The organism is Sphingobium sp. KKT206, from assembly GCF_055640555.1.
In genome coordinates this window covers 1,002,341-1,014,682 of sequence record NZ_CM145765.1, presented here as the reverse complement: position 1 = coordinate 1,014,682, position 12,342 = coordinate 1,002,341, and the positions used below count along the sequence as shown (strand labels likewise).

The window sequence follows — 12,342 nt, the reverse complement described above, 5'->3', positions numbered from 1 at the left end:
CTCGAAACGAACGGAGAGGTTAAGTCACGTCCGCCAGCCATACCCAACATCGTGCCTCGCTCGACAGGCGGATGGCTTCCTGCAGACGCTCTACCTCCAGCGCTTCGGCAAAGTCCGGGGCGGCGTTGCCATGGCCCTCGATCGCTTCGACCATGGCCTGCATCGAGAGCGCCATGGGGAAGCTTGGCTGGGGCTCGCTCTGCCAGTCGAGCGTGATGCCGGGTGCCGCCTTGAAGGCATCGGGAATCGCGATCTCCGCCATCGCCCCGCCCAATTGTCCGGCGCGCAACGTGCAGTCGCGCGCGGTCGGGAAGGTCGGCGACGACACGGCAATCCGGCCCTTGTCGCCGAAGACGTCGATCAACCAGCCATCGTGCAGCGCCATGGACCAGCTGATCTGCATCTGCATGGTGAGGCCGCTTTCGAAGCGCAGAATGACATTGGCGAAATCGGTGGTGTCGGGCGTGATGGTGTCGCCATCCGCGAAACGCCATTCGCGCAGGATCTGGCTGTCGTCGGCGACCAGTTCGGCGATCGGGCCGAACAGATGGCGCAGCATGTAGAGCGCATGGCTGCCATTGTTGCGGACGGCCGACACCCCCTGCCCGCCTTGCGCGAACCAATTATAGGGGAATTGCTTGATCGGGCTGTTGAACAGCGAGATGTTGAAATGGCAGGTGCCGCCGAGCGGTGTGCCGACATAGCTATCGTCGAGCATCGCCTTCATCTGGCGGTGAGCGGGCAGCCATTGGGAGAAAGCATCGACCACACCGACGCTGCCGCCCGCGCGCCACGCCGCGTCGATCGCTTTGGCGCCTGCCCAGTCGGGGGCATGGGGGCTGGCATTATAGACATGTTTGCCATGGGCCAGCGCGGCCAGCACCATCGGCAGGCGCACCGAGGGCCGGGTGCCGAGATCGACAATGTCGATGTCCGGGTCGGCGCACATCTCCTGCGCGTTCCAGAAGGCGCGCGGCAGGCCCAGCCGGTCGGCCGCAGCGCGCGCCGTTTCCTCGCGCGAGGTGCAGATGGCCGTCACCTCGACGCCGGGAATGGCGCGCCAGGCGGGAAGATGGGCGAAGGCGCCCCAAGCGGCGCTGACGATGCCGACGCGCAGGGTCATTATTCGATCGTGCCCAATATGGTGCCGACTTCATAGGTTTCGCCGGGCTGGGCGACGATGCGCAACGTACCGCTGGCGGGCGATTCCACTTCATTGGCCGACTTGTCGGCTTCGAGCAGATAGAGCGGCTGGCCTTCGGTCACTTGCGCGCCGTCTTCGGCGAGCCATTCGGCGATCTGGGCCTCGGTCATCGAAAAGCCGATCTTGGGCAGCAATATGTCGGTCGCCATGGGTCTTGTCCTTCGTGAAGATCTGGCGCTGGTCATGCCCGCTGGGGCAGGCGCGCGGCAATGCGCAACAGGGCGTGCCGCCCCGATATCGTTGCCGCGATAGTGCCCGCGTCAATAGCCGCGGCTGTCGGTCCAATCCTCGGTCTCGCCGGGCTTGTAGGTCTTGCCGGGTATCTTGCCCGATGCGCTCTTGAGGTCGAAGCCGATCGGGTCCGCACCCCCTTCGATGCCGACGCCAAAGGCGGACAAGGCCCAACTGGTCATGACATAATGGCCGATCGAAAAGACCAGATCCATCTGCTGCTTCTTGTCGAAATGACGGCCAAGCACGGCCCATGTCGCATCGCTGATCGTGCCGTCGGCGATCAGTTCATCGACCGATCGCAGGACGGCCTCATCGGCTTCGTTCCAATCGCCGCCTGTGGGATAATCACGGATCGCGGCGATATCGTCCAGCGTCAGCCCGGCGTTGAGGCCATAGCCGACATGATTATGCCATTCATAAGCGGACTTCACCTTCCAGGCGACGCGCAGGATGAGCAATTCCAGATGGCGCGTCGAGAGCGTGTTCGACATCAACAGATGCTTGCCCCAGATATTATAGACTTTGCCCAGATCAGGGTGGTTAGCCATAACCATCAGGACATTGGTCTTGGAGCCTTCTTCCCACGCATTGGGCTCGCCCCAATAGGCAAAGACTTCGCGGGCGTCGTCCGTCCATTCCGCGCGGGGTAGTGGCAGGATGCGGGGCTTGATGTCGGTCATGGCTGGATACCTCCTTGGGTTTGGCATCTGCGGGGTGGGAGCGGCGATCGGCTAGAGTCCCTCGACCAGCAGGGCACGATAGGTTGCGCCCTTTTGCCGCAAGGCCTTGGCCTCCTGATATTCCGGGCTGTCGTACCAGGCGCGGGCCTGGGCGGCGTCGGGGAATTGCAGGATGATGATGCCATCGGGTGCTTCGCCCTCCAGCGTGTCGAGCGCGCCGTAGACGGCGAGCGGCCTAAGCCCATAGTCGGCGACGAAGCGCCCCGCCTGGGCACGGTTCATGGCGCTATAGGCATCCATCGCCGCCTGATCGTGGATCGGCCCTTCGCGGGTGAAGATCATATAAGCGGGCATTGTGCGTCTCCTGTTTCAATGCGGCGCGTGGATGATGGCCGCCCCGTTCCAGCCGCCCGCGGCCGCGAAATCGGTGCGGCAGGAGCGGCTGGCGATCCAGGCGAGGAAGGTGCTGGGAATGCCGACCAGCAGCGCCCAGCGCATCGCCATGCCGAGCGAATCCTCGCCGTAGATCGGCCGCAACATGTCGCTCAGCCAGCCAACCAGCACAGGGCCGCCGCCAAGGCCAATGACCTGGATCGACACCATCAGCACGGCAATGGCGGTCGCGCGCGAGCGGGACGGGACAAGGCCCGCGACCACGGCCATCAACGGCGCGGCGGACAGGCCGCCGATCAGCATGTTGAGGCCATAGAGCGGGAACACGCGGTCGGCCGAGCCGGTAAGGATCATCCAGCCGATGCCGGTGGCGAGCGCGCCGCTGATCATCAGCATCCAGACATACCAACGCATGTCGCGACGCCCAAGAAAGTCCGCCAGGGGACCGCCGACCGTATGGCCGATCGCCGAACCGAAGAAGAGCGCGCCGCCCATCTGCAACCCGGCTTCATTGGCGGGCATGCCGTGCGTGCGCTCCATGAAGGCCGGTGCCCAGCTGATGAAGCCCATGGTCAGCAGCGCATTGAGCGAGGCTGCCAGAATGAGCGGCGGCAATGTCCGGATCGCCATCAGTTCACGCGCAGTCTTGAGGAAGGAAGGCGTCGCGCCCGTTTCGACCGGCGCGCCATCGGCGAGGCCAGCACGGGTGTCGCGCAGGGTGAACCAGACGATGGGTGCCAGGATGAAGCCGGGGATGCTGGCGAAGATCAGCGTGTTGCGCCAGCCATATTCCTGCACCGCCCAGCCGCCGACGGCGGGGCCGAGAAACGTGCCGAGCGACGCGCCGAGCAGGAAGATGGAAAGCGCGGTGGCGCGCTGACGAATGGGAAAGAGGTCGGCGATCCAGGCCTGGGACGGCGGAGTGAAGCCGCCTTCGCCAAGGCCGATCCCGGCGCGGCCGATCAGCAGCACCCAGAAGCTTTTGGCCATGCCGCACAGGATGATCGCCGCGCTCCAGACGGTGGCGGCGATCGCGACGATCTTACGCTTGGACCAGCGATCGGCGAGGCGCGCCAGCGGAATGATCGCCAGGATGTAGACGATGGCGATGATCATATCCTTGACCATGCCGATCGCAGCGTCCGAAAGGCCGAGTTCGCGGCGGATCGGTTCGACCATCACCACCATCAGATAGCGTTCGCCCTGCACCGAAGCGGATACCAGCACCATGATGAAGAGGAACCAGGACCGATAGGCCATGCTCGGCAAGGCCTCCGTCGGCGCTGGCGGGCGCAGTTCGATGTCGGCCATGGAGTAGCTTGCCTCTCTCATTGCTCTGGGGCCGTTCGTTCCGGGCGGCGCCTTTCGCCGCGCGATGGCGGTCGGACATGCGGGATGTGCGGCACGTTCGCCCGTGCGGGCAATGGCGCGATGCGAAGGATCGCTTGCGCGATGGCGGCGGGCTGGATCATGCCATTCTGTACCCCCGTTACGCGATAGCGCCGGGGCGATTTGCGCCGTGCCAGCGGACATGGCAGCCAGGCGGCCCCGCCTCCGCTTCCACAGCGGCAGGCCATGAGACTATAGGAGGCGAGGATGGGATCGGCCTATTGGGGCGAATTTCGGACGCATTGGCGACCGTTGCTTGCCGCGACCATGGGACTGGGCTTTGGTATCGGCCTGTCCGCCTATACGATGAGCCTGTTCGCGCCCAAGCTGATCGCCGAGTTCGGCTGGCCAAGGTCGCAATTCGCGTTGCTGGGCAGCATGGGGCTGTTGATGCTGATCGCGCAGCCGATCACCGGGCGGCTGACCGATCGCTTCGGGGTGCGGGCGGTGTCGACGGTGGGCGTACTGGCAGGGCCAAGCGCCTATATCGCCTTTGCAATGCAGCCAGGCAGCATTCGCGCCTTCTTCGCCATTGCGGTGTTGCAGATCGTCGTCGGCACGCTGACCACCTCGCCAGTCTATACCCGCATCGTGGCGGAACGGTTCGAAAGGGCGCGGGGGCTGGCTTTCTCCATCGTCATGACCGGGCCGCCGCTGGTCGGCGCGGTCCTCGCACCGTTGCTCGGCCGGTTCATCGAAAGCGAGGGATGGCGCAACGGCTATCTGTTGATGGGCGGGATAACCATGGCGTTCGGCCTGATCGCGGTGGCCATGACGCCGCCGCATATCGGCACCCGCCCGGACGAGGATGTGCCGGTCGAATCCAAGGCAGGCTATGGCGTGATTGTGCGCAATCCCGCCTTCTGGGTGTTGATCATCGGCATGATTTTGGTGAATTTTCCGCAAGGATTGGTGTCGGCGCAAATGAAATTGATGTTGATGGACAGCGGGGCGCAGTCGCAGACCGCGACCTGGCTGATTTCCATCTATGCGGTGGGCGTCATGGTCGGTCGCTTTGCCTGTGGCCTGTCGCTCGACCGGATGCAACCGCACCATGTTGCCGCGCTGACCCTGTCGATGCCGGCGATCGGCATGATGCTGATGGCATCGCCCTTCGACGCGACCATCGTGCTGGCGCTGTCGGTGGCGATGATGGGACTGGCGCAAGGGGCGGAGGGCGATGTGGCCGCCTATCTGGTGTCACGGCGCTTTGGCCTCAATGTCTTCAGCTTGGTGATGGGGCTGGTCGGCGCATCGATTGCGGGGGGTGCGGCGCTGGGGTCGCTGACGCTCAGCTATACGCTGGGGCTATGGGGCAGCTATGCGCCGTTTCTGGTTATCGGTGCCTGCGTCACCTTGGTCGGGGCGCTGCTGTTCCTGACGCTGGGCCATGGTTCCCGCAAGATGGAGGTCGCGCGCGCATGACGAATCGGCAGAAGATAGCGGTCGTGACCGGCGCGAGTGCGGGTATCGGCAGGGCGGCGGCGGGTGCGTTGCTGCAACAGGGGTGGCGGGTGATCGGCGTCGGACGCGACGCCGGGCGATGCGCCGCGGCGGAAGCCGCGTTGTCCACCCTGCCCGGCGCGGATTTCACCATGATCCGGGCGGACATGGCGCTAATGGGCGAGACGGCGCGGGCGGCGGCGGAGATTGCTGCGCTGGCCCCGGCGATCGACGTGCTGCTCAACAATGCAGGCGGGGTGATGGCGGAACGGGTTATCACCGAGGAGGGGCATGAGGCGACCTTTGCGTCCAATCACCTCGCGCCCTTTCTGCTGACGCGGACATTGCTGCCCCATCTGATAGCGGCCGCCGCGCAATCGGAACCCGGCAGCGTGCGCGTGGTGGCGGTATCGTCCACGGGCCATGAACATTGCGATGGCATTCGTTGGGACGATCTGACCTTTGCCGAGGGTTTCGTGGGGGGAGCCGCCTATTGCCATGCCAAGCTCGCCAACATCCTGTTCATCCGCGAACTGGCGCGGCGGCTGGCGGGGAGCGGGATCGTGGCGCATGCGATGCATCCGGGGGTTGTGGCGAGCAATTTCGCCAGCCACTGCGACGCGCCGATGCGTGCCTATATGGAGTCGATCGCCGAGCAGGCGCTGACGCCTGAGCAAGCCGCCGATACGTTGGTGTGGCTGGCGAGCGCGCCTGAACCGGGGCGGTCGAGCGGCGGCTATTTCCATAAGCGCGAGGCCGTGCCCTGTTCGGCGGCGGCGCAGGATGATGCGGCCGCCGCCCGACTGTGGCAGGTGAGCGAGGCGATGGTCGCAGGCTACTGAAAGCGGGCGATGACCTGCGGCAGATCGGCGGTGGTGCGGATGCCGGGTGGCGCTTGGCAGAGGGCAGCGACGGCATTGACCGCGCGATGGGCGGTGAGGCCGGGCGTGAAGGCGGCATAATCCTCCTGCGCGACCGGAAAGCTGATCGCGACATCAAGCGGCGTGTCGCCTTCCACCCGGATGCGCCAGCCCGACGGGCGCAGTTCCCAGTCGGTGCGATCGATCCGGTCGCTGCAATACCAGTTGGCGCGGAAGCGCAGCATGGGTTGGCCATGGCGCATACCGGATATGGTGATGCGTTGGGCAGCGACCGTGCCCGCATCGATGGTTCCGGCGGCGATGGTGATGGCCTGGGTGGCCACGCCCATTTCGCCGATCGCATCCCATTGGTCGATGGCGATTCCGGCAGCGTCGGCCAGTTGGGCGAGCGATCCGGCGAAATCGCCCTTCACATGGTCGATCTGGCGTGGATCGAAGGCGCGTGGGGCGCGGCCGAAGCCCATCACGCCGAACAAGAGGTCGGGCGAGGCGCGGCTGGACAGATCGGCATATTCGTCGATCGTCAGGCGATCGAGCCGCCGCGAGAGCGAGAGGAGCGGGATGGGCAGCGCTTCGGTGATGAAACCGGGGCTGGAGCCAGTGCTGTAGATCGACGTGCCGCCCGCTTGGCAGGCGGCGTCTATTCTCTCGCGTGTGGCAGCGTCCATGGACGGGGGGTGGTGGAAGTCGCCGCGGGTCGTCACGACATTCTTGCCGGATGCCAGCAGGCGGCATAATTCGTCGATGTCGGTTCCCTGGCGCATGTAGAGGACGCAGTCAGCCTCCATTGCGACCAGATCATCGACCGACCTGGTGGCGATGATGCCGCAAGGGTCCAGCCCGGCGATCACGCCTGCATCCTGGCCCCGCTTGGCATCGGAACTGACCCACAGGCCGACGAGGTCGAGCGCGGGATGCTCGATCACGGTGCGGAGCGCGCGGGTGCCGACATTGCCGGTCGCCCATTGGATCACCCGATATCGTCTGTCGTTCATCGACTCTCCTCCGGGCATCATGGCCCGATATAGTTGATCATCCCCTGTTGCGGGTCGGGCGTGTCGGGGCGAAAGCGCACCGATCCGAACGGCCGTTCCAGCCGCCGCCGCACGCGCAAAACGTCCGGACTGTTATGGAAGGAACTGGCGTGGGACTGGATATCCTTGTCCGCTTGCGTGAAGCGCTCGCGCATGTGCAGATAATCGCCCCAGGTCGGGCATTGATAGCGTTCGGTCCATCGGGTGGGATCGGCAATGTCGCGCGCGATCGACCAGTTGAACCCGCCATTGCGCAGCCGGGTGTGCTGGACCTGCAACATCGCCCCATAAAATTCGCGCGCACGGGCAGGATCGACATCATAATCGATTTCTATGATGATCGGGCCGGATCGGCGGGTGAGCGCCATGCCGACCTCCGGCTCGTTATTGAGCAGGAAGGGTTCGACATCGGCTTCATTGGTGTCGGGCAAAGGCAGGAGCATGCCGATGAGCGGCAAGGCGGCGAGCGCCAGGCCCGACAGATAGAGCGCACCTTCGACCGAAATCTGCCCCGCGACCCAGCCCCAAAAGGCCGCGCCGATCGCAATGCCACCGGTCAGCGCCGAGGAGAAGAGCGAGAGCGCGCGCGCCGTCACCCAGCGGGGCGCGGCGAGTTGCACGGCGACGTTGAACAGCGCGATGGTCAGGATATTCGCGCCGCCCGCGATGAAAAGGGCAAAGCATGTGAGCGGCACCGATCGACTAAAGCCCACCAGGAGCAACGCCGCGCCGCTGATGACGGCCAGCAGGGTGACGGTGCGATGGGTGCCAAACCTCTCGCGGCAGGGACCGACGAGCAGCGCGCCGCCGACCGCGCCCACACCGCTGGCACCAAGCAGCAGGCCGAACGTGCTGGCGTCGCCACCTAGCAATTGCTTGGCGATCAAGGGGGCGAGCGCGGCGGCCGATGCGCCCGCCAGCCCGAAGAAAAAGGCGCGGGCCAGGACGGTACGGATCGGCACAGCGTGAAGCGCATAGCGTGCGCCCGACACGATCGCGCGGTGGATCTGTTCGGGCGGCAGGCGCGAGGAGACATGGCGGCGCTGCCACAGGTAGAAGGCGATGAACAAGGGCAGATAGCCGATCGCGTTGACGGCGAAGGCGGCATGGGCACCGGCCGCCAGCACGATGATGCCACCGATCGCCGGGCCGAAGCTGCGCGCGACATTATAGCTGATCGTGCCGAGCGCGATGGCGGCAGGCAAGTGATGCGGACCGACCTGCTCGCTGATCGAGGATTGCCAGGCGGGCGAATAAAGCGCGACCCCTGCCCCGATCAGGAAGCAGAAGGTCAGCAGCATCCAGGGCGAACTATAGCCCGCCCAGGCCAGCACCGTCAGAATGCAGGCGCAAACCATCGAGAAGGCAAGGCCAGCCATGGCAATCCGCCGTCGGTCGAACATGTCGGCCAAGGCACCCGCTGGCAGCGCAACCAGCATCAGGGGCAGCATCAATGCGCTCTGGACCAGCGCGACCATGCCGGGCGACGGGGTGAGCCGCGTCATTTCCCAGGCCGCGCCGACGCCCAGGATCAACTGGCCGAAATTGGAGAGCAGGCTGGCGGTCCAGATGCGGCGGAAGACCGGTTCGCGCAGGGGCGCAAAGCTGCCGCCGTCCTTTGCCATTCCGCAACTCTCCCTACTTCCTGTCCTTTGGCCGACCACCCTGCGCGCGGCCCGGCCGCAGCGTCCATCCCGGCCCACGATCAATCGCCCATGCGATTGGGGATGCGCGCGCATCCATGCGATAGCGCCATCAACAATATTGCAGGAGACGCGCCTTGGCAGAGGCCTTTATCATCGACGCCGTCCGCACGCCGCGCAGCTTCGGCAAGCTGGGCAAGGGTGCCCTGTCCCATCTGCATCCCCAGCATGTCGCGGCCACGGTGCTGCGTGCGATCCGCGATCGCAATGGCATCGACACGGCCGATGTCGACGACGTGATCTGGGGCACCAGCGCGCAGATGGGATTGCAGGGCGGCGACATGGGGCGGATGGCGGCGCTGGACGCGGGCTATGATGTGCGCGCGTCGGGCGTGACGCTCGACCGCTTCTGCGGCAGTGGCCTGACCGCCACCAATTTGGCCGCCGCGCAGATCATGGCCGGGATGGAAGATCTGGTCGTGGCGGGCGGGACCGAGATGATGTCGCACGTCATGTCCTATGGCCAGTCATTGCGCGAAGCAGGGGTGCCGTCGGTCGGCGGCCTTGGCACCGGCAATCTGCGCCTGCAGGCCAAGCATCCCCAGTCGAACCAGGGCGTCGCCGCCGATGCCATTGCGGCGATGGAGGGCATTACGCGCGAGCAGCTCGATGCCTTTGGCGCGGAGAGCCAGCGGCGGGCGGGGATCGCGATCAAGGAAGGGCGATTTGCCCGATCGACCGTGCCGGTGGTGGATGATGATGGCGCGGTGATATTGGACCATGAGGAATATCCCCGGCCTGATACCACGGCCGAACAGCTGGCGCAGTTGAAGCCCGCCTTTGCGGCCTTTCTCGACATGCCCTCGCGCGCCGATGGCCCGACATTCCGCCAGTTGATCAACCAGACATATCCTGACCTGGCGATCACGCCACTGCACCATGCGGGCACATCGTCCGGCGTGGTCGATGGCGCGGCCGCCCTATTGCTGGCGTCGGCCGACTATGCGCAGCGCCATGGCCTGACGCCGCGCGCGCGGGTCGTTGCGACCGCCAATATGGGGGATTGCCCGACATTGATGTTGAACGGCCCGGTCCCGGCCGCGCGCAAGGTGCTGGCGAAAGCAGGGTTGCGGGTCGAGGATATCGACGTCTTCGAGGTCAACGAAGCCTTTGCGGTCGTGACCGAAAAGTTCATCCGCGATTTGGGGATCGACCGCGCGAAGCTCAATCCCAATGGCGGCGCGATTGCGCTTGGCCATCCGATCGGGGCGACCGGCGCGGTGCTGATCGGCACGGCATTGGACGAGTTGGAACGGACGGGCGGTCGCTATGGCCTGATCACCATGTGCGCGGCGGGCGGCATGGCTCCAGCGATCATCATCGAACGTGTCTGAGAGACAGGACATGGTGCCGACTTGTGCATTGCAGGATGAGCTTTCTTTCGTTTCGCCGCGGTGGCGCTATGGTGGCCAGGTGATGGCGAAACCGATCGATCAATTGCTGGCCGAAGACCCGACCGCGCTCAAGCGCAACGCATCGTTGAAGCTGACGGTGATCGCGCGGCAGTTGCGCGCGCATTTCGACCAGAGCGTGGTGCGGCTGGGCGTGACCCGGTCGCAATGGACGGTGATCGCCGTGGTCGCGCGGCATCCGGGTGCGACGCAACGAACGATCGCCAATATGCTGGAGATTGCCGAGGCGTCGGCCGGGCGATTGATCGACCGGCTCTGCGCCGACGGGCTGCTGGAACGGCGGGCCAAGGATGACGACCGGCGCGCGCATGCCGTGTTCCTGACCGAGGCAGGCCAGACGATCACGACTCAATTGGCGGGCATTGCCCGTGCCAATGAGGATGTCGCCTTTGCGCGCTTCGATGTGGACGACCTCAACCGGCTCAACATGCTGCTGGACATGATTTCCGAGAATATTGCCAAATCCTGATCACAGGCCAAGCGACAGACGCAAAAAGGCCCGCCTTCCGCATTGGAAGGCGGGCCTTTTTTGATGGGTCAGGCCGATCAGCGGGCGGTCAGCAGATCGCGCTTGGACAGGTTGGTGACGAGCTTGCCATCGGCGGCGGCGAGGCTGGCAGCGGGCACGACGACCATCTTGCCGTTGAGGATGATCTGCGCGGCGCCATCGGGCGCGACGCGGTAGACGGCAGCGAGACGGTCACCCGACGCGGTGTAGAGCATCTTGCCCTTATAGTCCGCCGCGCTGACGGCAGCGGAGGACGACAGTTGCACGGCTTCGGCAGCTGCGGCGGCCTGCGGCAGGGCGGAAGCGGCAAGGGTGAAGGCAAGAGCGATTTGGGCAAAAGCAGTCATGGCGAACCTCTGGGTTAGAAAAGAGAGTGATTCATTTAATACTAAGCTTAGTTAGTAATTCGCCAAAAACATGTCAACCTAGCTTAGTATTATTTTTTGCAAGTGCGAACGAACAAGGGCGCGCCATTGCCCGGCGCGCCCTTGTTCTTTGGTCATGATGCGAAGGAGAAGGCAGGTCAGCGCGGCGGGAAGCGGATCGCGCCGTCGATGCGGAAAGTTTGCGCGTTGATATAGCTGTTGCGGACCAATTCCATGGCGAGCGATGCGAACTCTTCCGGCAGCCCCAGGCGGCGGGGGAAGGGCACCGATTTTTCGAGATTTTCATACATGGGCGGGTTCATGTCCTTGAACCGCAGCATCGGCGGCGTCGCGAAGATGCCGGGCATGATCGCATTGACGCGAATGCCCAAGTCCATCAGGTCGCGCGCCATGGGGAGGACCATGCCGTTCACGCCGGCCTTCAGCGAGCCATAGGCGATCTGCCCCACCTGCCCGTCTTCGGCCGCCGCGCTGGATGTCAGGATGATGCTACCGCGCTCCTCGTCGGCCAGTGGATCGAGCGATGCCATGCCGAGCGCGGCGATGGAGGCCATGCGGTAGCTGGCGACCAGAATGCCTTGCGCGGACAGGGCATAATCCTCGGTCGAGAGGCGCTTGAAACCGCCATTATCCTTGTCCTTCGACACGGTCTTGCCGCCCTTCGACACCATGGCGCAATGGACGAGCAGCCGTTCCTGCCCCTGAGCGGCGCGGGCCTGGTCAAAGCCGGCGAGTGCGCTGTCTTCCGAGAGGATGTCAACCTTGCAGAAGGTCGCGCCGACGTCTGCGGCGATCGCTTCCCCCTGATCCTGGTTGATGTCGAAGATCGCGACCTTTGCGCCGTTGGCACGCAAGGCTTTCACCGTGGCAAGGCCAAGGCCTGACGCGCCGCCGGTGACGATGGCGGAGAGCGAGGAGTCGATCAGCATGGGAGTCCTTCCGGTGACGTTTGCGCCATACCTTCGGCCCGTAGCCCGTGCCGCTCAATCCCCCTGTTTTGCGGGGGTTCGCATATCGTGACGGCGTTGGTGGCCGCTGGGGCATCGTGCGAGCGATAGCCCGCATTCAACAGCCT

13 protein-coding genes are annotated in these 12,342 nt (G+C 64.9%); 4 read left to right on the top strand and 9 right to left on the bottom strand.

The annotated features are described in order from the left end of the window. Positions 1-19 precede the first annotated feature (19 nt). The 5 genes from ACZ2HM_RS22675 to ACZ2HM_RS22655 form a co-directional block, all read right to left on the bottom strand. Complete coding sequence (locus ACZ2HM_RS22675; protein WP_037473684.1) at positions 20-1,123, bottom strand: Gfo/Idh/MocA family protein; 1,104 nt, start codon at positions 1,121-1,123, stop codon at positions 20-22. Continuing rightward, positions 1,123-1,353: a biotin/lipoyl-containing protein gene (locus ACZ2HM_RS22670; RefSeq protein ID WP_037473685.1), complete on the bottom strand. Its 231-nt coding sequence runs from the start codon at positions 1,351-1,353 to the stop codon at positions 1,123-1,125. The genes ACZ2HM_RS22675 and ACZ2HM_RS22670 overlap by 1 nt, the downstream gene beginning before the upstream one ends. A gap of 111 nt (positions 1,354-1,464) precedes the next feature. Further along, positions 1,465-2,118, bottom strand: a complete 654-nt coding sequence (locus tag ACZ2HM_RS22665) for a carboxymuconolactone decarboxylase family protein (RefSeq protein WP_037473687.1) — start codon at positions 2,116-2,118, stop codon at positions 1,465-1,467. A gap of 51 nt (positions 2,119-2,169) precedes the next feature. After that, a complete protein-coding gene (locus tag ACZ2HM_RS22660; protein WP_037473688.1) occupies positions 2,170-2,472 on the bottom strand; it encodes a DUF1330 domain-containing protein in 303 nt (100 codons plus the stop codon). 15 nt (positions 2,473-2,487) lie between these two features. Continuing rightward, positions 2,488-3,822, bottom strand: a complete 1,335-nt coding sequence (locus tag ACZ2HM_RS22655) for an MFS transporter (protein WP_037473690.1) — start codon at positions 3,820-3,822, stop codon at positions 2,488-2,490. Between the two features lie 285 nt (positions 3,823-4,107). On the opposite strand from ACZ2HM_RS22655, the gene ACZ2HM_RS22650 reads away from it, so the two are divergent. Together ACZ2HM_RS22650 and ACZ2HM_RS22645 are read left to right on the top strand one after the other, a co-directional pair. Next, a complete protein-coding gene (locus tag ACZ2HM_RS22650; RefSeq protein WP_069064350.1) occupies positions 4,108-5,325 on the top strand; it encodes an MFS transporter in 1,218 nt (405 codons plus the stop codon). Next, the gene (locus ACZ2HM_RS22645; RefSeq protein ID WP_069064351.1) at positions 5,322-6,185 is read left to right on the top strand and encodes an SDR family NAD(P)-dependent oxidoreductase; all 864 of its coding nucleotides are present in this window, start codon (positions 5,322-5,324) and stop codon (positions 6,183-6,185) included. The genes ACZ2HM_RS22650 and ACZ2HM_RS22645 overlap by 4 nt, the downstream gene beginning before the upstream one ends. Here the strand turns inward: ACZ2HM_RS22645 and ACZ2HM_RS22640 are convergent. Next, positions 6,179-7,219 carry an NAD(P)H-dependent amine dehydrogenase family protein gene (locus ACZ2HM_RS22640; protein WP_037476730.1) on the bottom strand — a complete coding sequence of 347 codons (1,041 nt, stop codon included), beginning with the start codon at positions 7,217-7,219 and terminating at the stop codon, positions 6,179-6,181. The two genes, ACZ2HM_RS22645 and ACZ2HM_RS22640, sit on opposite strands and share 7 nt — an antisense overlap. Before the next feature lie 17 nt (positions 7,220-7,236). After that, a complete protein-coding gene (locus ACZ2HM_RS22635) occupies positions 7,237-8,883 on the bottom strand; it encodes an MFS transporter (RefSeq protein WP_037476729.1) in 1,647 nt (548 codons plus the stop codon). Positions 8,884-9,038: 155 nt separating this feature from the next. Between ACZ2HM_RS22635 and ACZ2HM_RS22630 the strand changes: the two genes are divergently transcribed. Both ACZ2HM_RS22630 and ACZ2HM_RS22625 read left to right on the top strand, forming a co-directional pair. Beyond that, complete coding sequence (locus ACZ2HM_RS22630) at positions 9,039-10,295, top strand: acetyl-CoA C-acetyltransferase (protein WP_037476728.1); 1,257 nt, start codon at positions 9,039-9,041, stop codon at positions 10,293-10,295. An 82-nt stretch (positions 10,296-10,377) separates the two neighbouring features. Beyond that, positions 10,378-10,842, top strand: coding sequence for a MarR family winged helix-turn-helix transcriptional regulator (locus tag ACZ2HM_RS22625; protein ID WP_470427088.1), 465 nt, complete (start codon positions 10,378-10,380; stop codon positions 10,840-10,842). Between the two features lie 77 nt (positions 10,843-10,919). On the opposite strand, the gene ACZ2HM_RS22620 is transcribed toward ACZ2HM_RS22625, so the two are convergent. Then, a complete protein-coding gene (locus ACZ2HM_RS22620) occupies positions 10,920-11,228 on the bottom strand; it encodes a hypothetical protein (RefSeq protein WP_069064353.1) in 309 nt (102 codons plus the stop codon). A gap of 176 nt (positions 11,229-11,404) precedes the next feature. Continuing rightward, positions 11,405-12,196, bottom strand: a complete 792-nt coding sequence (locus ACZ2HM_RS22615) for an SDR family oxidoreductase (RefSeq protein ID WP_313921911.1) — start codon at positions 12,194-12,196, stop codon at positions 11,405-11,407. Between the last annotated feature and the right edge of the window lie 146 nt (positions 12,197-12,342).